This window comes from Cyclobacterium jeungdonense (genome assembly GCF_010994275.1).
Taxonomy (GTDB): Bacteria; Bacteroidota; Bacteroidia; order Cytophagales; family Cyclobacteriaceae; genus Cyclobacterium; species Cyclobacterium jeungdonense.
Map to the genome: position 1 here is coordinate 348,005 of NZ_WMCD01000006.1, position 20,904 is coordinate 368,908.

The following is a 20,904-nucleotide window of genomic DNA, read 5'->3' on the forward strand; positions in this document are numbered from 1 at the left end:
TGGTAAAAGAATTAAGTGAACAATTTAATTATTGTGAGAATTTAGGTCTCTAGCTGGGTTTCCCACCATCTTTGAATTGCTGGTAACATTTTTCAAAATATTACTTCCCAGACCTATTAGTGACTGTTCACCTATACTTACATCATTAATAATATTAGTACCACTGCCAATGTAGCAGCTTTCTCCTATAGTAGTTCCTCCAGCAATTAAAACACTGCTACCAATAAGTGTATAGTCGTTTACCACTGAATCATGGTGAATTACTGTATTTGGCAAAATACAGACATGATTTTTGATCCGGGCATTACTTGTAATAACTACTCCTGCCATAATAAGGCAATTGGCCCCAATTTTAACATTTCTGCCTATGGAGGCATTAGGATGAATTGCGGTTATGAACCTGTCCAAATCATTTAACCCCAGTGAGGTTATAATTTCTTTCCTTTTCAGATAGGACGCTGGGCTTCCTGGTACTGCTAGCACATAAAACTCTTTGTATTTCTGCAGGATATCACGGGTGTATATTTCGAATTGCTCAGAATTTTTTTTAAGATCATCATCTACAAAACCAACAAGCTCAAAGTTATCGAGGTTGATACAGTCCAATGCCTCAATACCATTGCCATTATATGGAAAAATCAAAAGCTTTTTTTTTGCCATATTAATATTCGTTAAGAACATCGATCACATAGTCTACTTCAACATCTGACAGTTCAGCAAACATGGGTAAAGAAAGACAGTGCATTGCTAGGTATTCGGCTTGTGGACAATCCCCCTCCTTATAGCCAAGATGTTCATATGCCTTCTGCAGGTGGCAGGGAATTGGATAATGTAAGCCCGGGTAGATGTTGTTTTCATTTAAATACTTAATGAGCCTTTCCCTGTTTTTTGATGTAATAACAAATAAGTGGTATACTGAATCCATCCAATCTGGCTGAAATTGTAGGGTTATCTGCTCATTCCTTATTTCTTTCTGGTATCTGAGAGCTATTTCTCTTCTTCTGCTATTCCATATGGAAAGGTATTTCAGTTTAACACTCAAAGAAGCTGCCTCTAATCCACCCATGCGCATATTAAATCCAAGTTCGTCATGATAGTATCGAGAAACAGAACCGTGGCTACGAAGGCTATTCAGGTGTTTTTGATAATTTTCATTATTTGTGGTAATGCCTCCGGCCTCTCCGCAAGCCCCAATATTTTTGCCAGGATAAAAACTAAAACAGGCCATTTCACCGAAGCCACCTACGGTTTGCTGCTTATACTGCGCTCCCTGGGCTTGAGCTGCATCCTCTATTAAAAAAAGTCCGTATTTTTTACAAATAGATTGAACTGCTTCCACATCGAAGGGCTGTCCGTACAAATGAACACCTACAATAGCCCTGGTGTTTGAAGTAATTTTCTCCTCAATTTTAAGAGGGTCTATCTGCCAAGTATTAGGTGTACAATCTACAAACACCGGCATGGCACCGGTATAGGACACTCCCCATGCAGTTGCAATAAAAGTATTTGCAGGAACAATAACCTCATCCCCCTTTCCAATTCCTAAGGCAAGCATAGCCAAATGCAGTGCGGAAGTTCCGTTATTTACCCCTATAGCGTATTTTGTCTTACAAAAATGAGCGAAGTTTTTCTCAAACTCCTCCACAAAGGGACCTCCAGAGAAAGCTGTGTTTTCATAGACTTTTTCAAAAGCTTCAAACATCTCTTTTTTTATTTTCTGATGTTGGTCTTTTAGATCCAGACATGGGATCCTTTTTTGAACAATTTTAGTATTCATGTTATAAAAATTATGGAATTATATACTTTAGGATTCTTGCCGGATTACCTGCAACTACCGCATTTTCAGGCACGTCCTTTGTTACCACAGAACCTGCCCCTATAATGGCACTTTTCCCAATCCGAACCCCGCAGAGAATCGTCACGCTCGATCCAATAGATGCACCCTCTTCTACTTGGGTCTCAATACAATCCCAATCTTCTTCGGTTTGTTGTAAGCCATCCCTGTTGGTGGCACGTGGGAATTTGTCATTTATAAAAGTGACGTTGTGTCCTATAAAAACATTATTAGCAATATGTACTCCTTCGCATATAAAGGAATGGCTGGAAATCTTACAATTTTTCCCAATGGAAACTCCCTTTTGTATCTCAACAAAACTTCCAACTTTCGAGCCATCATCAATACTGCACCCATAAGCATTGACAAAATTGTAAATCTTCACATCTTTGCCAAGTCTTACATTTTGTAAGCTTTGACGCTCATTATCAATTTTTATTGTTTCCATAATTCGTTTGTTAATCTTGGTAACCATTATATGGAACCGTAATTGTAAAAGCCTTCAATACATCCTCATTTCCTTAGTGTTTAATGAATTCATTTCAAGTTTCAATTTTCCGGAGGACCTACAGACCCAATTTGTTGGAGGATAAGGGATGTTTCTTTTCTTGAATAAAGAGATAAAATCGTTCGAAATTGAGAGCGAAGCCTTTGTAGTGACCAATTTGGAAAAAAGGATTTCGCATGGACTGAAAGGCATCATCCCTTGCTTCTCTTGATATTTGGAATAAATGTAACCGCAATCGAAGATTTATATTTTATCACTCGATTCCGGTCCATCATATTAAATCATTTTTTGGTTTCGTTTTGCTAACATCAATTTCATTTTTGACGAATTATCTAAAAGCATTTCAGGTGAAAATTTTACGATTAGAAAGCTCAATTAATCAGAATGGGTTTACTTTTTAATTTCCCTCGTATATAGCCTATAAGGCCCATAAGGTTTCCTGAAAATAGAGAACAGGTTACGTATCCTAACTTCATTGTCAGTGATTCCGTTAAATGGTAAAGGTGGTTCATCATAAAGGTGAAAAATTCCCTTATCCACAAATCCTTCATTTAAGGTTTCCATTTCAAATCCCTTTGAATATTCATGCATAATTACATAATCTACGAGAGAAAGAACCTTTTTCCAATTTTCTAACTTCAGTGTGCTGTTTTGGGCTATATATGCTCTATACATACTCCATTTCAACGACCGTCCAGAATAGTAAAATTCATAAGGGATGTAAACTTTTTTTTCTCCAGGCCCAACCATTGACAGAGCAGCGTGATTGAGCAAAGCTCTTTCGCGCTCATATTGTCCCTCAAAGGCTAAATAAGTACGAACTCCAAGTGATAATCCTACTGACCAAAAAAGAAGGATGCTTATACCTCCAATTCTCAATATCCTTGGAAAACTATAATCACACCCTTTATAGAACATTGAACTAATGGCCACTATAAAATAAGGAATTAAGTATTGAACCCGATTTATATAAACGAGCGTGAAAGCCATCACAGCTATCACAACTATAATGGCAAGGAAAATTTTAGCTTGTTTCAATTTGAAACCTGATATTAAAACAAAAAAAACTACAAATGGACTGAATTTTAATATCCGCAATAATTCGGTTAAGTTTCCTTTAATACTATGTATATCTATTACATTAGATGAACCTGCGTGGGAGTTCGCATCGATAGTTTCCTTGACAAGGTCCAGTTGAGAAAATATTTGTCCAGAAATAGGAATAAGAAAGAGAATTATCGACATGATTCCTCCAAAAATAAAGACCAGCAAAAAGCTGAATGATTCATTAAAATCCCCGCCATTTTCCCAACTTTTCCTTGCTAATCTAAATAGCTCCAAAATTATAAGGGGATATAAGAATATTGCTGATGGCCAGGTAAGAATAGCTAAACTTGCGAGAACTCCAGCTAATAATAATCGAAAATTAAATATTAACTTTCGTGAATAGAAATATTGGGTCTCCCTAAGCACCCAGCATGAACTTAGGCAAAAAAACATTGCCCATCCATCAATCCTTCCAATGGTGAAAGCCTGTACAATAAGAGGATCAAATATAAATATCAAGCCTAACGGAAAAACAAACCTCTTAAAAATTCCCTTTGCAATTAAAAAACCTACAAGTGATGTAGCTGCGGCAATCGCACCTAACAGACTAAATATTCTTGGGCCAAATTGACCTATATTTTCATATACCACCTCCTGAAAAACAACACCTAGGTATGAGACAAGAAAGGCAGGCTGTTGTAGTTCTATCAACCATGCAATCGATGAGTTGGATTCGGAGTTTAGTATACTCTTCCCTAGATCAATAATTACAAATTCGTCAGAATGTAGGTATGCTCCTTTATCAATGGTTATTAAGAAAACCAAGAATATAAAACCAACTGTTAGCAACCATACCAACCAGAACCGTTTTTCAAAAATTTTATATATTTGTGGTAAACAATACACTTTGATTATTTATTGTTAACAGAGAAAGAGAAATAAAATGATAACATTTAATTATAATATAACTATTTACCCACTCAGGGTGGAATCATTGTTTAGCATTATCAATTATTAATATATATTTTTAAGAATCTCTATAAAAAGCTATTTGATACTTTTAGAATGGAAGATTCTAATTTGACCTCGTGCCCATGATTTTTAATTGATTTTGCCGATCCCTCCAGAATTTTCACCACGTCCAAACCTAAATTACTATTTGATCGTGGTTTTTTATTATCCAGTATGCACTGTATAAAATCATTTGCCATGCCTAAGAGGGCTTCTGTTGTTTCCAGTTTTGGCACATGGATATCCCCTGTCCTGTAGTCTACCATCACTTGTTTTCTTTCTTCATCATTTGAAAAACTATACCCTGTATTATAAACCTTTATTTTTTCAGTTGGCTCCAAATCATTGTAAAGAATCATTTTTTTATTACCTCCTATCAACATCATTCTTACTTTAACTGGGCTAGTCCAAGAACAGTTAAAGTGTGCAATAAATCCTGATGCATAATTCACGGTGAGATAAGCAATATTTTCTATATTGTTTCCAGTGTGGGAAATTCCGGTGGCATTTACGCTATATGGGCGCTCATTTACCAAATAATTTAATATGGAAATATCATGTGGTGCAAGATCCCAGAGCACGTTGATGTCGGATTGAAACAAACCCAGGTTTATTCTGGTGGAGTCCAAGTAGTTAATAGTACCCAATTCTTGATTTGTCAGCAATTGCTTTATTTTTTGTACTGCCCCGGTATACAAAAAAGTATGGTCGACCATTAGCAAAACCTGTTTTTGTTCGGCTAAATTCATTAGAATTTCAGCCTCCTTTACAGAGGAAGTCATTGGTTTTTCAATGAGGACGTGCTTTCCTTCTAAAATTGCTTTTTTTGCCAATAAAAAATGAGTAAAAACCGGAGTGGCAATAACAATGGCATCAATACCTGGGTCAAAAATAATATTTTCCGCTTCACTTTCCCTTTGAATGGAGGGGAAGATCTTATTTAATTCTTGAAGCCGTTCAGGACGCGCATCTGCTACTGATTTTATTCTACAGTCATTTGCAGAGAAAAAATTTCTTACTAAATTAGGCCCCCAATAACCATAGCCTATGATGCCAATATTAACCATATCTTATCTATTTTCAGGATTTTACAAGGAATAATTTAAAATTAGAAATTGAGTATAGCTTTAAAAGAGTATTGCTGATGATATTAGTGGCGAGAGTATTTTTTAAATGGTAGAATACATACTTATTTGCTGTCTCTAATTCAACGTAGTCAATTTTCCTGGAGATGGCAAAAGTGGTAAATTTCACCAATCAAAACTTTTGTGGGACGAACCAACAAGGGAAGGCAAACAAACAACTGCCATGGCTAGCCCTACTGATGAATAAGATTTTTTTTCTCATTATGGAATTTACCATTGCTATAACCGTACCCATAACCGTATCCGTTCGCATTATTTTTCTTGACATCGTTCATCACAACGCTTAGGTGTTTAAGTTTCTTTTTTTGGTAAATATCATTCATTATACCCAATTGGGCCTTTCTGGTATAATTGCATCGAACAATGTAAATTGCGGAATCGATATAGGAGGTAAGGCTAAAAGCATCCGCTACCTGTCCAACCGGAGGGGAATCCACAATAATAAAATCAAAGCGCCTTCTTAGTTCATCCATTAGCTGATGGACCTTTGGGCTCATTATTAACTCCGCTGGATTTGGAGGGAGAGTACCTGCCCCAATGGCAAAAAGATTATCGACTTTGGATACGGATACCACCAAGGTTTCAATCGAAACATCATCGGAAATTAAAAAATTAGCTATACCGATTTGATCTGAAAGACCTAAATCTTTTATTAAGGTCGGCTTACGAAGGTCAAAGCTAATAACAACCACCTTTTTACCTGATATGGCAAGGCTGGCGCCAAAATTGATGGAAAAAAAAGTTTTTCCATCTCCGCTTTGGCTTGAGGTGACCAAAATCACCTTATTTTCTTTACCCACATTAGCAAAATGGAGATTGGCCCTGACCAACCGGAACGTTTCGGCAATAATAGAATGTTCCCCATCGCCCACCTGAAGGTTTCTCTTTTCCTTGCTGTGGTAGATTTCCCCTAATATGGGAACATTGCTATGTTCTTCCACATCTTTTCTTTCTTTTACCTTATCGTTAAGCAGATCTTTCAGGTAAATAAATCCGAAAGGGATTAATAAACCCAAACTAATTGCGGCCAGGTACAGGGTGGATTTACTGGCGTTTACTTGAATTTCTCCGGCAGCCGGTTCATCAATAATTCTGGAGTTGGCCTGGGTCGATGCCAGTGCAAGCCCTGCTTCCTCCCTGCTCTGGAGAAGGAACAGGTAAATGGCCTGTTTGACACTTTGCTGGCGATTGATTTCCAATAATTCCCTTTCGATGGAAGGAACGCTCCTTACTTTGGATTGAAACTGCCTGGTGCTGGACCTCAGGTTGTCTATGGTAATCTCCATGTTGTTTTTAATGGTTCGGAGGTTTTCCCGGATATTATTTCTTAAGTTATTGAGTTGCTCGTCCAGGTTGTTGATCAGAGAGCTGCCCGGTTGTATCGACCTTAGCATCCGCTGCCTTTCCAGTAGTAGCTCGTTAAATTTGGCCATCAGTCCAGTAAGTGTTGGATCATTGACGGTCAATGCGCCTGGAATTAATTTTAATTCTTCCTGATAAACATAATTTTCCAAAGAATTGATGATATCCATCTGGATTTCAAGATCTTCCAGTTCTTTACTGTATGCGCTTGCTGATTGCATGTAAAGCTCGGCATTGGAACTCACATCAGTCAACTCATTTTCTTTTTTGTAAGATTCTACATTTTTTTCCACCTCCGAAAGTTCGGTGGACAAAAATTGAATTCGTTCATCCAGAAAATCGATGGTACTGAGTTGTACCTGGTTCTTATCTTCAATGGCCTCCTTGCTATAAACCTCCACCAGTTTATTTAATATCAGCATGCTTCTCTTGGGTACCGCATCGGTTAAACCTAACCTCAACACGTTGGATTCCTTGTTGACCAGTTCCACACTCAACATTTGGCTATAACTTTTGGCCAGGTTTTTAATGTCGTGGAAGTAGACGATGATATTTTTATCCATCTTTTTTTCGGAAGATCCAATGACTGTAAAAGAACCATAGGGACGGCTGATTTCCTGACCGAACTTATGGTTGCTCACCTGGGGATTTCCTTCACTATCAAATTCAGTCAGGTCAAAACTATTGTCCTCCTTTCCTACAAGTTTGATGGTTTTTCCATAGGCAGATGGATCCAGTTTATTGATCAACAGGGAAATGGAAAGGTCATCTTTAAAGACCTCCACATCCCTTACGCGCCCTTCCAGGAAATAGCTGGTATTCATGCCCAACTCTTCAAATACCCTTTCCATCAGCGAGCGGGAGCGGAGCACGATCATTTCGCTACCAATGGTTTTGTTTACCCCATAATCTCCCATGCCTCCAGAAATGCCTCCTGCTATGACGGATCCAGTTGTATTGTCCTCTTTTATCAACAAGGTTGTACTGACGGGATATTGAGGCGTAATGTTATAGCGAATATGTAGAAAAGCACCCAGTACTGTTAAAAAACAGCAAATGACAAACCAATACCAGTATTGCAAGCATTTGTCAATCAAGTTTTTTAAATTAAAATCCTTGGATTGGTTTCCAAACAATCCGCTATTGGGTGAATGATCCATTTTTATCTATTAAAAAGGCCGAACTGCAAGCCAATGAAAGCGATTGAATTCAGAAGTGTCAGGTAGAACAATGCATTTACCCGGCCGGAATTGGCTTGTAAAGCCCTGGCCTTATCGGGTTCTACGTATATGATATCGTTTTGCTGCAGGTAAAAGTAGGGAGAGTCGAGGATGGCTTTGTCGTTTAGATTCAATCTGACTGTGGTCCGTTCTTCGCCCACCTCACGCATCAACAGGATGTTCTCTCGTTTGCCAAAGGGAGTCATATCCCCAGCCAAACCAATAGCTTCAATGATGTTGATTTTTTCGGAGGGGACCGAAATGGTACTGGGGTTTGCGACTTCCCCTACCACCGTTATCCTGAAATTTACGATTTTGATATTAACTATAGGATTTCGGGCTTCTTTTTCCAATAGCTGCACCATTTTATCCGTAGCCTCTTCCAAAGTCAATCCAGCCAGTTGTACCTTTCCTAATACCGGGAAGTTGATTTCACCGTTATTATCCACCCGGTAGCCTTGGTTGAGTTGGCTCGGTGTATTCCCCTGTCCTTGGGAATTGCCAATACTGGCCAATACACCACTGTTAAACAATAAATTGGATTCCGGATTTAGTGTACTGACGGTAATGCTTAGCAGGTCGATAGGCTGTATGCGTGGTTCCCTGGCATTTTGGATTTTTTCCGTGATGGCGCCTTCCTGGTGGAGATCACTCATGTAGATCAGGTTTCGGGTGGAACAGGAGTTTAATATAATCAGCATTAAAAGTCCGTTAAAAAAAGTTACTTTCATTAGTTATATTTTCAGATTAAGTTAGATCTCATGGTTTGAAATTTGCCCAAGAAATCCAATGGTTTGCACAGCTTCGCCTGGTCAGTCACACAGACTTCATTTTTGGAAGGTTAAACGTGATTTGGGTAGTTCGTTGGTAGGTAGGTCAATTGGTTTAACCGATTATCGATATTTTATTTTAGCTGTACGTTCACCTGAGGCTGGTTTTATTTTCTAGGAGCATGGCTATGTTTTTATAAAAAAGCGGCTGATTAATAACTGTTGTAAATCATTTAATTTGTTTAAACTTTAACCCCTTAAGAAAATAAAAACCCTATAAATTTAGTAAGCAAAATCAATCGCTGTTAATCTCCCCTAAATTTTTACACAGGTAACCAAATATACAAATGATTTTCATAAATCATAATAAAAAAAACATAAAAAGTGTATTTTAAATAATTAAATATGCGTTTTGAACTCGTATTTTAACCATTTTATTTAGTTGATTGGAGTTAAATTATCAAGTTAAAATACAATGTTTGAAGGCCGGAATAATTTATAAATAGAATAATTCCTTTTTAATATAATATTTTTTGGTTCTTTCTTAAGTGATTTTTCTTCCGTCCTATGCAATTAAATATATGCCTTTTGGTTATAGGTTTTCGTTTAACTCTCCCAAGGTTCCGGTGTTTCTGTTTTCCCTGAGCCTGTCGAAGGGAGCAATCTGAACCGGAGCGAATGCGGGAGTAATTCGCGGAATGAGATTCGAATACGCAGGACGAGTACGTATTCCGACAGACTGCCGCGGGTGCTAGGAACGATCTCCCTTCCAGCCAGGGCACCCAGAATTACTCTGTGCTTTCTTTAATTTTTTTTGTCACGAAGGACACAAAGGAGGCACGAAAAACACAAAGGCTTTTTTTAAACCCCTCTGAGTGCTTTGTGTTTTCTTTGAGCTCTTTGTGACTAAATCATTATCATATCATCTCCCTGGCTACCAGCTGGAGTCTGAAAAAGAGGATTTAAATACGCCGGACGTGTACGTCTTCCGAAAGACTGCCGCGGGTGCTGAGACGGTTGATGAAATACGATTGGGGTCACGTCAGCACCCTCGCAGTGACGGATAGGGTTTCCAGTGAGCACGCAACGTCATTGCGAGCGCAGCGAAGCAATCTGAACCGGAGCGTTGACGTAAGGAGTACGAATTAAGGAAATTAAATACACCTGATGTGCACGTCTACCTTTAGACTGCGGCGGGTGCTAGGAACGTTCTCCCTTCCAGCCAGGGCACCCAGAATTACTCTGTGCTTTCTTTAATTTTTTTTGTCACGAAGGACACAAAGGAGGCACGAAAAACACAAAGGTTTTTTTCAAGCCCCTCTGAGTGCTTTGTGTTTTCTTTGAGCTCTTTGTGACTAAATCATTATCATATCATCTCCCTGGCTACCAGCTGGAGTCTGAAAAAGGGATTTAAATACGCCGGACGTGTACGTCTTCCTACAGACTGCCGCGGGTGCGTAGGATGATCAACATAGCTTATACTATCAAAAAACGCACCCTCGCAGTGACGGGAAGCGTTCGACGAGAAGGGAATACCGTCATTGCGAGCGCAGCGAAGCAATCTGAACCGGAGCGTAGACGTAAGGAGTACGAATTAAGGAAATTAAATACGCCTGATGTGCACGTCTACCTTCAGACTGCCGCGGGTGCTAGGAACGATCTCCCTTCCAGCCAGGGCACCCAGAATTACGCTGTGCTTTCTTTAATTTTTTTTTGTCACGAAGGACACAAAGGAGGCACGAAAAACACAAAGTTTTTTTTCAAGCCCCTCTGAGTGCTTTGTGTTTTCTTTGAGCTCTTTGTGACTGAATAAGTTTAAAGGTATTGGAAGAATTTTTTTTCGCGGAAATAAGGAAGAATAAAAATAATTTTTTTATCTTTAAAAAATACACGCAAAAAAATGCATTTCAGAAGCAATAAAACGTTTCACTGCAGCCTTGTTTTTGGTTTACTTTTTTGCTCAAACCCATGAAATGGTAGACCCGATTTTATATCCTTAGCCAACGTAACACAACAGCATTTTTGAAAAAAAATAAAGTTACCACTGAGATACCGGCAGTTTCATGTATAAGACCTTATTTAGACATAGTGTATTCCCTCAAGGGGTAGCTGAAAACCAAACATCGAACGATAAGGTTGCTGAGAAAACCTTCCCTTTAAAAATAAAAAACGGATTTGATTTTTTCATGGCGTTTACATTTCTGATAGTAATTGCTACCTGGTTATTTCCTCTTATTGCCCTGCTGATAAAAGCCGGTTCGAAGGGTCCGGTGATTTTCAGGCAATTACGGCACGGAAAAGACAACAAGCCCTTTTATTGCTTAAAGTTCCGGACCATGGTGGTAAACGATAAAGCGGATACGGTACAGGCCAAAAAGGGGGATGTTCGCATCACCAAATTCGGATCTTTTTTGAGAAAAAGCAGTCTGGATGAATTGCCCCAGTTAATTAATATTTTAAGAGGGGAGATGTCACTAATCGGTCCCAGGCCCCATGCGGTACCCATGAATGAAATTTTCTCGGACAGGATCCCTGGTTATATGAACCGCCATGCCATCAAGCCGGGTCTTACGGGTCTGGCGCAATCCAGGGGATACAGAGGGGAGATCCAAAGCTATCAGGACTTGTATTTTAGGTACCGGCTGGATCTGTTTTACCTGAAAAAATGGAATTTACTGTTGGATGCGAAAATCCTGCTTTGGACAGCTTATTCGCTTTTGTTTGATAATAAGAATGCCTATTGACCCTTTCCTGGGCTTTATAGCCCGAGATTACAAAGTGTTAATTAATTTAAAATCAGTCCTTTAAGGATCCTATGTCGGGGGAGATAATTAACTGAAATTTAAAATTAATATTTTTATGTGTGGAATAGCAGGATGTATAAACAGCGAATTATTACCTCAGCATATTGACCTGATTCATCACAGAGGGCCGGATGCTAGAGGGCTTATTCAAACCAAATTGGGGCCACATACGGTAAATCTGGGTCACACCCGTCTGACTATTTTAGAGCTTTCTGAGGCAGGAAATCAGCCCATGTTTACAGACTGCGGCAACTATGCCATCGTATTTAATGGTGAAATCTACAATCATTTGGCATTAAGGGCTGAACTTGGGCGGATTTCTTTTAAGGGCCGTTCTGATACTGAAACCATATTGTATTACCTTAGGGAATTTGGCATTGATGCAGTTAGTAAGCTTAACGGAATTTTTGCTTTTGCTTTTCTCGACAAAGTAAAAGAAAAATTATACCTGGTTCGTGATCAATTTGGAGTAAAGCCGCTTTACTATTTTAGCAAGGGGGATAAATTGATATTTGGGTCTGAGTTGAAAATAATTAAAAATAACACTGACTATACCAAGGAAATTGATGCATCGGCGCTAAACTCCTATCTCACTTTAAATTTCAATCCGGCTCCTCAGACCCTTTTTAAAAATATTAAAAAGCTTGAAGCGGCCACTTATTTGGAATTCAGCAACAATGGTGACCTCCGCTATACCAAATACTGGGATAGGAAACAAAATATTGATTGTACGATTACGGTAGATGACGCAGTCTCGGAATTTAAAAGACTAATGGAACAAGCTGTAAAGAGACAGCTTCTCAGTGATGTGCCGGTTGGTCTATTATTAAGTGGAGGGCTGGATTCTGCTGTTTTAGGATATTTAATGAGTATTAATTCATCCAACCCCATTCAAACGTTCACAGTGGGATTTGAAGGTAAAGGAAAGTTCAATGAACTGGAAGATGCCAGGGATACTGCCAAATGGATCAATGCGGATCATCACGAGATTTATCTTAGTCAAAAGGATTATATGGAATACTATTTCAAATCCTTTTATTATACAGAAGAGCCTATCGCGGCACCTCCAGTCCCAGCCTTATTTCACGTCTCCAAATTGGCATCACAATCAGTAAAAGTGGTATTAAGCGGACAAGGTGCCGATGAGCCAATGGCCGGTTATAATAGATACAGAGGGGAGAAATTTCTGTCGGATTATAAAAAATTCCTGTCATTATTGCCTTTATCTCTCCTTTCGAAAATTTTTCCTGGCAATCACAAACTCGATAGAGTAATCTATTCTTCTCAATTTAAAGAGGAATTAGATCGTTTCATAGGAATCTATACCCTGTTTACGCCCTCTTTAAAGGAGAATTTATATCAAGATAGGCTGCATTCTCACATCCAGGATGACCAGCGGAATGCTTTTGAAGGCCTTTATAATAGCGCAGATCCATCCAGCTGTTCACTATCCAAGCTACTCTACATTGATACCCACAGTTTATTGCCCGACCAACTTTTATTGTTTAACGATAAAATAACGATGGCAAATTCGATCGAAAATAGGGTGCCCTTCCTGGATATTGATCTAATTGACTTCATCGAAACCCTGCCGATAAAAATGAAGTTAAATGGACAGGTCACAAAGTTCGTCCTGCGGAAAGCTGCTGAACAATGGTTACCGGCATCGATCATTAATAGGAAAAAGAGGGCTTTTGAAACCCCTATAGGAGCCTGGTTTAAAAAAGAACTTTCCGATACGCTGCTGCAATTGGTGGAAAGTTCCAATTCATTTAGCCGAAATTTTTTCAATGTCCAATTCATTGAAAAAATGATTTGGATGCATGTATCCGAAAAAAAGGATTATACCAAACATCTTTTTATGATATTGTCTTTAGAGCTATGGTATAAAGACTTTTATCTTACTAATGATATTGGGAAATTTAAAATGGATTCTCTTTAGAAGGCTTTCTGGGTTTAAAATTACTTTTCCAATTTCCGTACGTTGATTTTCAGGAGCCAGCCCATTTACTGTAGGTGGTCTGAGCGCAATAGCCTGTTACGGGGTTGCCGGCAAATGAATGGATACATCATCAACATAGATATTGGCTGTGGTTGGATAAGTTTTGTCAGCATACACATTGATACTGTACATATTGGTATCCACCTCAGGCCTTAAGGTATTTCTTAACCTGGTGTCGATGATCAACTGGTCATCCTGCCAAACCAAGATTCTGCCCCTGTTGCCTCGATCCTGAATAATTCTCATTTGAATTTTAACCCACTTTTTTACAGGTAGATTAATTCCGGACGGGGCCTCCCAGGATTCATCGGGCTGACTCCCCCAGAATTTCTGTAAATCGGATAAACTTAGAAAATTGGCACCACCACTTCCTGCACCACCTCTCACCTTCAAACCCAATACGAAATGGGGGTCATTTATTTGATCGGGACCTGTACCAGCCCCCCCAGGAGCAAATTTTACACCTTTCGTTTGAATCAGGTTAAACCAATCATTTTCCCCGTCCAAATCAATCCTGTTGGGGAAAAAAAAATATTGCGTAAAAATCAGGTCGTCGTGCTCACCTAATTCATTCCAACGAAAATTTCTCGTACCATGCCCTTCCCCATTGCTGGTATTGATTGACATTTTCAGCGAGTACTTGCCGGTATGCGCCACCTCGCTACTGACCGCACTATTGCCGGTACCGCTGTTAAATTCTCCGCCCCCGTCATTTAAAGACCATTCACTTTGGTCGCCTCCTTCATGCCCGGCAGTCCAAAGTTCCGTTCCTAAGGTGTTTTTTGGTATGTCTTCCTGGAAATAATGGGCAGATACCTTATTTTCATTGCTACATATAAAAAGTATAACCACTATAAATACCAGTGTCAGGATCAGGTTATCGTATATAAAAAGGAAGTTTTTTTTGGTCTTCATATACCTACCAACTTTAGGTGAATCTATAATATACTGGTCTTCAATTGCTTTCGGGAGATTAATTTAAGAAAATTGCTTTTAAATCTAGGGTCATTTTAGGTTTAAAATTTTGAAATTAATTTATATTTTGCCTCATGTATTTTACTTTATTAGTTAAAAAGCGTTCAAATTGACCTTAAACCATATTTGATAAACCTGGCACTGCCTAGGGTCAAAAATACCTAACTAATTCTAAAACCTAGATACTTTGTAAAATGTAATCCCGGAATCATGAAAATCTTATTTATAACCAATATGTATCCCACTTCCAACCATCCAGCAGATGGGATTTTTATTAAAGATCAAATTGAAGATGTCCAGAAAGAAATGGACTTAGAAGCGGATATCTATTTAATTGATGGAGTCCACCATGGCAAGTTAGAATACCTGAAATCAATTTTCTCCATTCCTATTAAGCTGGCCACCAACAATTACGATGCGACCCATATCCATTATGGTATTTCCGGGATTTTTTTACTGTTTTTCAAACCGAAAATTAAAAAATTCATGACCTTACATGGTTGCGATATCCAAGATTGGGGCTCTAATTCCTGGCATGTATGGATCACAAAAAAAATCCTCAACAAAGTTGATTTGGTGTTTGTTCAAAACCAGAAAATGAAAAAGGTGGTGGGAAATATTAACCCTAATGTTGAAATATTGCCCTGTGGCGCCAATCCATCCTTTTTTTCTCCTCAGGCAAACATTAAAAAAAATGGACGTAGAGATTTTGTCATATTGTTTCCGGGAAGTTCAAAAAGGGAGGTGAAAAATTTCCCCCTATTTTTGGAGGTAATGGATTCCCTTAGGAAACTGGGCGTTCATAATATCAGACACCAATGCCTGGAGAATATGAGCAGGGAGCAGGTGAGAGATGCGATGCTAAATTCAGATTGTCTGTTGATGACTTCTATTTCAGAAGGTTCACCTCAGGTAGTCAAAGAGGCCCTTTATTGTAATCTTCCGGTAGTATCGGTACCGGTTGGTGATGTCAGGGAGATGCTCCATGGGCTTCCAAACTGCAAAGTGTCAGACACTTATAACAAAGAGGAGCTTGCCCAATTGGTGAAATCGGTTTTATCCGAGGATTATGCGCCTATCAGGGAGACCTTTTTGAAAAAAAAACAATATAGTATCTTCTATGTGGCCAAAAGGTTGGCAAAATGGTATACCGAGCCACCGGATAAAGATGCCACGCTCAATTTAAAGCAGAAAACCAGCACCTCGTAGGGTAAATGGATCGCAAATGTACATATATTTTCAATATCCGGGCCTTAACTTATTCCAATGGTGACTATGCAGATAGGGAAATAAAACCCGGGAAAGTGACGGATTTAGTTTGAGGGGAGAAGATGGGTAAATCAGGGTTTACCACCGTCCAATCTGATTTGTTACAACTGAAGCGCTTCGACCCTAGTGATCCGGAGATAGGAGATACGAAGCCTTACTGAAAATGAAAAAAGTAAGGGGCTCCTCAGGAACCCCTTACTTTAAAAAAATAAATTGACGTTTTGGTAATAATGGATCTTCTATTTTTTTATGGATTCACCATCAATCGGAATTTTTCAAGGTCATTGTTTTTGTCAACCAGACTTACCAAATACACTCCTTGTTTTAAATCGGAAACAGGGATGCTATATTTTCCATTATCGCTGCTTAGGTATTCCGTGAAAAAATGGTTTACCAGCCGCCCCTGCATATCGTGAATCACGAAATACCGGTAGCTTTCGGCCTTAAGCCCCAGGTCCACAAAAACGTTTTCCGAAGCAGGATTTGGATAGATCCTGGGGGATTCGGTTGTCTCCCCATATTCCGTAACCAATTCCTCCGATTTTACTTCATTAGGAGTTTCATTTGAAAGCACTCTTAAATTTTCTCCGGAGGAAGCCTTGGTTCGTGTAATGGCTATTCCTGAAATAGAAGCCCTATTGGAAAAGGCCACTAAGTCCAAATTTAACACACCATCCTTGACGGTTATTTCATTAAATATCAATTCAGCTGGATTGTTCCCTGTCTCTTCAAATAGATCAAATTTGTTTTTCACTACTTCTCCTTCCAGTAAAATATCATATACTCGCCTTCCACTTTGCGAAGAAGGTCCCGAATGGCCAAACCATAATTCATTATGATAAGTCTTGACCGTATAGGTACCGTTAGGCACGGGTATGGCATACTTTAAATTGACGGAATGTCTTTCTGTTTGAAATAATTCCTCCACACTTGCATTCTTATTTTCGAAGGTTGCCTGAGTGTTATAAGAATCGTCCCCATTATATTGTTCGTTTTTATAAAAAACATCCTTGGAGGATCCTGCATTGATAAATTGTTGATATGCTTCAAATCCAGAATCGGTAGATTCCGTCTGGGGAATAACCGTTAATCCTGAAATGGTGGCTCTATTTGAAGAGGCTTGCATTCTAATACTGATCTTTCCGTCCGTGATTTCAACATTTTCAAAAGCCAGTTCCAGGGGTTTATTTCCACTTTCACTGAACAAGTCCAGATTTTCTTTGACCAGATCCCCTTCTATTTCAATATTAAAAACCCTTCTGCCTTTTGTGGCCGATGGACCGTTAATTCCAAAATAGAGTTCATTGTGATAGGTGATGACTTTATAAATACCATTTTCAATGGGAATTTCAATGCGTAAATCAGGAGCGTTTCTTTCCGTCTGAAATAGTAATTCCTGACTGGCGCTATTTTGATTATAGGTATAGGTATTATAGGGAAAAATACTTTCTCTGGGCTCTCCTTCAAACGAATTTGCGTTATAGATAACCCCCTCGGTGCTTCCCAGATTCATGTTAATCAGTGGATTACCATCTGATAAATTTGGATCGGGTGTTGGATCGGGTGTTGGAATTTGGGGTTCCTGCGGTTCCGGTTCTTCTACCTCAGGTACTGGGGGAGTAATGGTTAGGGTAATTTCTTCTGATTCGCCCACCATATTGTTTTCATCCCTTGCCACCGCTTTTATTTTATAAGTTCCTGCCTCACTATTGGACCATTTCATGGAATGAGGGGAATTGGTGGAAGTGCCAATAATATTATTTCCAACGTAAAAATCTACTTTTGTTATTTCCGTATTATTGGCGCTATTTGCTTGCGCTTGAATTTCAACCTCCGTACTGCTAATTACAGTGCTGTTATTTTCAGGAGAAACGATATTCACTGACGGAGGTAGGATAGGTGCAGGCGCTTCTTGTGTTCCCGGCAAATGAATGGAGACATCATCCAGATAGACATTGGTTGTGGTGGGATAGGTTTGGTCAGCATAGGCATTGATACTGAACATATTCATATCCACTTCGGGTCTTAAGGTGTTTCTTAACTTGGTATCAATAATCAACTGATCATCCTGCCAAACCAAAATCCTACCATTATCGCCTCGATCCTGAATAATTCGCATTTGGATTTTAACCCACGTTTTTACCGGTAAATCTATTTCGGCAGGTGCCGCCCAGGATACGTCGGGTTCACTACCCCAAAATTTTTGTAAATCGGATAAAACTAAAAAATTGGCACCACCACTTCCGGCGCCGCCCCTCACCTTCAAACCCAATACGAAATGAGGGTCATTTATTTGATCCGGACCTGTACCGGCCCCCCCGGGAGCAAATTTTACACCTTTCGTTTGAATCAGGTTAAACCAATCATTATTCCTGTCCAAATCAATCCTATTGGGGAAATAAAAATATTGCGTAAAAATTAGATCGTCGTGATCTCCTAATTCACTCCAACGGAAATTTCTTGTACCGTGACCTCCCCCATTTGTGGTATTTATGGACATTTTCAGAGAGTAATTTCCAGAACGAGACACGTCAGTACTCACCGAGCTATTGCCGGAACCGCTGTTAAATTCTCCGCCTCCTCCATTCAAAGACCATTCATTTTGGTTACCTCCTTCATGCCCGGCAGTCCAAAGTTCTTTTCCTAACGTATTTTTTGGAGTATCATTTTGAAAATAATAGGCGTAGGCTTTATTTCCATTTCCAATCATAATAAGCGGAAAAGCTAAGAAAACAAGTTTAAATAGCGTTTTTTTGTGCTTAAAAAGCTTAAAATTAAGCAAGTTTGTTTTTGGCTTCATAAATTTATTATTATTAGGTGGTTAGATAATTCCAGGTTTTCAATCTTTAAAAAAGGATGTTTAAATAATTATAATTGTTATTTGTAAAAAGAAATAATATTTTTTGTATTATAAATACAATAAAATACTATTCTGTTTAAGCTACTAATAATGGTAATTAACGGAATTTAATTCTAAATACAAACGTTATCCTATTTTTTTAACAAATAGGTTATTTGTAGGAAATGAAATAGTTTGGATCCAAAAAATCCTATTTTTATCAAAACCGACGGGTTTGAAGTGGCAAAGCAATTATGGATTCAGGCTAAATCGAATCCATTAACTGCTTATTTAATTGGAAAGCTTTTGGGTAATTTGGGTAATTAAGCCCATTCACTTTTCTGCATTTATGCAGATTCCGGGCCAAAATGAATTTGAATGTTGAATGACCTCTTTGTCGCTACCATTGACAGTGCTGTCAGCACATCTTACCATCAGACCATCCCATAATCAGATCATCACTAACCGTCATTGCGAGCGCAGCGAAGCAATCTGAATCGGAGCGAATGCGGCAGTAATTCGCGGAATGAGATTCGAATACGCAGGACGAGTACGTATTCCGACAGACTGCCGCGGGTGCTAGGAACGTTCTCCCTTCCAGCCAGGGCACCCAGAATTACTCTGTGCTTTCTTTAATTTTTTTTGTCACGAAGGACACAAAGGAGGCACGAAAAACACAAAGGTTTTTTTCAAGCCCCTCTGAGTGCTTTGTGTTTTCTTTGAGCTCTTTGTGACTAAATCATTATCATATCATCTCCCTGGCTACCAGCTGGAGTCTGAAAAAGGGGATTTAAATACGCCGGACGTGTACGTCTTCCGAAAGACTGCCGCGGGTGCGTAGGACAATCGCCATCGGTTATATTAAACAAAAACGCCCCCTCGCAGTGACAGCATCGGTTCGCGGTGACGCCAATTCCGTCATTGCGAGCGCAGCGAAGCAATCTGATCCGGAGCGTAGACGTAAGGATTACGAAAAAGGGCATTAAAATACGCCGGATGTGTACGTCTTCCTACAGACTGCCGCGGGTGCTGAGACGGTTGATGAAATACGATTGGGGTCACGTCAGCACCCTCGCAGTGACGGATAGGGTTTCCAGTGAGCACGCCACGTCATTGCGAGCGCAGCGAAGCAATCTGAACCGGAGCGTTGACGTAAGGAGTACGAATTAAGGAAATTAAATACGCCTGATGTGCACGTCTACCTTCAGACTGCCGCGGGTGCCAGGTTGTTTTACGATACCATTTTTAAATTTAGTCAGCACCCTACCGATGACGTGTTTGTTAAATCGCCGAAAATCAACATGATAAAAACCCACATCGTCATCCCGATTTCTGCGTTTAAAAAAAGTTAATTCTCGCAGTGACGGCATCGTGTTTCCAGAGAGCAGACAGCGTCATTGCGAGCGCAGCGAAGCAATCTGAATCGGAGCGTGGGTACAAGAAGACCGGAGAAGGACAGTTAAATACGTCAAATGTGTACGTATACCGACAGACTGCCACGGGTGCTAAGAGGGTTGATGAAATACGATTGGGGTCACGTCAGCACCCTCGCAGTGACGGAAGGCGTTCGACGGGAAGGGAATACCGTCATTGCGAGCGCAGCGAAGCAATCTGAACCGGAGCGTTGACGTAAGGAGTACGAATTAAGGAAATTAAATACGCCTGATGTGCACGTCTACCTTCAGACTGCCGCGGGTGCCAGGTTGTTTTACGATACCATTTTTAAATTTAGTCAGCACCCTACCGATGACGGATCGTGTTTCCATAGAGTACCCAGCGTCATTGCGAGCGCAGCGAAGCAATCTGAATCGAAGCGGAGAACAGAAGGATTAGGAAAAAAAGTCAGGTAGAAATGGCTACTGTTTCCGTAAATCGGCAGACTGCCGCGGGTGCGTGGAAAGTCTCCTTGGTTTATACTATTAAAAAACGCACCCTCGCAGTGACGGCATCGGTTCGCTGTGACGGAGCTGTGTCTTGTCCTGAAATAGGTTTACAGATTTGAGTGGTTTTAAAACAATTAAAACCATGAAAATTGTAAAACACTATTCGGACGATTTTAAAAGAAAGGTGATTCAGCATTATCTGAATTCTGATGATAGCATGAAAACCACAGCGGTC

At 39.5% G+C, this 20,904-nt stretch carries 13 protein-coding genes; 4 read left to right on the forward strand and 9 right to left on the reverse strand.

All coding sequences use genetic code 11. The features are described 5' to 3' along the window. Positions 1–24 precede the first annotated feature (24 nt). From GKS34_RS14430 to GKS34_RS14460, 7 genes are all read right to left on the reverse strand, one after another. Entirely contained in the window at positions 25–660 is a 636-nt protein-coding gene (locus GKS34_RS14430) for a NeuD/PglB/VioB family sugar acetyltransferase (protein ID WP_163385586.1), read from the reverse strand. A gap of 1 nt (position 661) precedes the next feature. Then, the gene (locus GKS34_RS14435) at positions 662–1,777 is read right to left on the reverse strand and encodes a DegT/DnrJ/EryC1/StrS family aminotransferase (protein WP_163385588.1); all 1,116 of its coding nucleotides are present in this window, start codon (positions 1,775–1,777) and stop codon (positions 662–664) included. Between the two features lie 10 nt (positions 1,778–1,787). Next, the gene (locus GKS34_RS23685) at positions 1,788–2,282 is read right to left on the reverse strand and encodes an acyltransferase (RefSeq protein WP_163385590.1); all 495 of its coding nucleotides are present in this window, start codon (positions 2,280–2,282) and stop codon (positions 1,788–1,790) included. A gap of 450 nt (positions 2,283–2,732) precedes the next feature. Further along, positions 2,733–4,247 (reverse strand): glycosyltransferase family protein, encoded by a 1,515-nt coding sequence (locus tag GKS34_RS14445; RefSeq protein ID WP_163385592.1) that lies wholly within the window; start codon positions 4,245–4,247, stop codon positions 2,733–2,735. A gap of 179 nt (positions 4,248–4,426) precedes the next feature. After that, complete coding sequence (locus GKS34_RS14450) at positions 4,427–5,467, reverse strand: Gfo/Idh/MocA family protein (RefSeq protein ID WP_163385593.1); 1,041 nt, start codon at positions 5,465–5,467, stop codon at positions 4,427–4,429. Between the two features lie 251 nt (positions 5,468–5,718). Further along, entirely contained in the window at positions 5,719–8,067 is a 2,349-nt protein-coding gene (locus tag GKS34_RS14455; protein ID WP_163385595.1) for a GumC family protein, read from the reverse strand. Positions 8,068–8,069: 2 nt separating this feature from the next. Further along, complete coding sequence (locus GKS34_RS14460; RefSeq protein WP_163385597.1) at positions 8,070–8,858, reverse strand: polysaccharide biosynthesis/export family protein; 789 nt, start codon at positions 8,856–8,858, stop codon at positions 8,070–8,072. A 2,102-nt stretch (positions 8,859–10,960) separates the two neighbouring features. Here GKS34_RS14460 and GKS34_RS14465 point away from each other — a divergent pair. Then, the gene (locus GKS34_RS14465; protein ID WP_163385599.1) at positions 10,961–11,641 is read left to right on the forward strand and encodes a sugar transferase; all 681 of its coding nucleotides are present in this window, start codon (positions 10,961–10,963) and stop codon (positions 11,639–11,641) included. A 115-nt stretch (positions 11,642–11,756) separates the two neighbouring features. Beyond that, a complete protein-coding gene (gene asnB / locus GKS34_RS14470) occupies positions 11,757–13,643 on the forward strand; it encodes an asparagine synthase (glutamine-hydrolyzing) (RefSeq protein ID WP_163385600.1) in 1,887 nt (628 codons plus the stop codon). Between the two features lie 96 nt (positions 13,644–13,739). Here the strand turns inward: asnB and GKS34_RS14475 are convergent, their stop codons facing one another. After that, positions 13,740–14,618, reverse strand: a complete 879-nt coding sequence (locus GKS34_RS14475) for a heparin lyase I family protein (protein ID WP_163385602.1) — start codon at positions 14,616–14,618, stop codon at positions 13,740–13,742. A 270-nt stretch (positions 14,619–14,888) separates the two neighbouring features. On the opposite strand from GKS34_RS14475, the gene GKS34_RS14480 reads away from it, so the two are divergent. Beyond that, complete coding sequence (locus GKS34_RS14480; RefSeq protein WP_163385604.1) at positions 14,889–15,887, forward strand: glycosyltransferase family 4 protein; 999 nt, start codon at positions 14,889–14,891, stop codon at positions 15,885–15,887. A 307-nt stretch (positions 15,888–16,194) separates the two neighbouring features. Here GKS34_RS14480 and GKS34_RS14485 read toward each other — a convergent pair whose 3' ends face one another. Further along, on the reverse strand, positions 16,195–18,747 hold the full coding sequence (locus GKS34_RS14485; RefSeq protein WP_163385606.1) for a malectin domain-containing carbohydrate-binding protein: 2,553 nt from the start codon (positions 18,745–18,747) through the stop codon (positions 16,195–16,197). A gap of 1,511 nt (positions 18,748–20,258) precedes the next feature. On the opposite strand from GKS34_RS14485, the gene GKS34_RS14490 reads away from it, so the two are divergent. Beyond that, positions 20,259–20,414, forward strand: a complete 156-nt coding sequence (locus GKS34_RS14490) for a hypothetical protein (RefSeq protein ID WP_163385608.1) — start codon at positions 20,259–20,261, stop codon at positions 20,412–20,414. Positions 20,415–20,904 lie beyond the last annotated feature (490 nt).

Excerpts from the sequence above, each read along its gene's own strand:
- GKS34_RS14455 (WP_163385595.1), bottom strand. The coding sequence starts at position 8,067 with ATGGATCATTCACCCAATAGCGGATTGTTTGGAAACCAATCCAAGGAT.
- asnB (WP_163385600.1), top strand. The coding sequence starts at position 11,757 with ATGTGTGGAATAGCAGGATGTATAAACAGCGAATTATTACCTCAGCAT.
- GKS34_RS14430 (WP_163385586.1), bottom strand. The coding sequence starts at position 660 with ATGGCAAAAAAAAAGCTTTTGATTTTTCCATATAATGGCAATGGTATT.
- GKS34_RS14485 (WP_163385606.1), bottom strand. The coding sequence starts at position 18,747 with ATGAAGCCAAAAACAAACTTGCTTAATTTTAAGCTTTTTAAGCACAAA.
- GKS34_RS14480 (WP_163385604.1), top strand. The coding sequence starts at position 14,889 with ATGAAAATCTTATTTATAACCAATATGTATCCCACTTCCAACCATCCA.
- GKS34_RS14475 (WP_163385602.1), bottom strand. The coding sequence starts at position 14,618 with ATGAAGACCAAAAAAAACTTCCTTTTTATATACGATAACCTGATCCTG.
- GKS34_RS14435 (WP_163385588.1), bottom strand. The coding sequence starts at position 1,777 with ATGAATACTAAAATTGTTCAAAAAAGGATCCCATGTCTGGATCTAAAA.
- GKS34_RS14460 (WP_163385597.1), bottom strand. The coding sequence starts at position 8,858 with ATGAAAGTAACTTTTTTTAACGGACTTTTAATGCTGATTATATTAAAC.
- GKS34_RS14490 (WP_163385608.1), top strand. The coding sequence starts at position 20,259 with ATGTGTACGTATACCGACAGACTGCCACGGGTGCTAAGAGGGTTGATG.
- GKS34_RS14450 (WP_163385593.1), bottom strand. The coding sequence starts at position 5,467 with ATGGTTAATATTGGCATCATAGGCTATGGTTATTGGGGGCCTAATTTA.
- GKS34_RS23685 (WP_163385590.1), bottom strand. The coding sequence starts at position 2,282 with ATGGAAACAATAAAAATTGATAATGAGCGTCAAAGCTTACAAAATGTA.
- GKS34_RS14465 (WP_163385599.1), top strand. The coding sequence starts at position 10,961 with ATGTATAAGACCTTATTTAGACATAGTGTATTCCCTCAAGGGGTAGCT.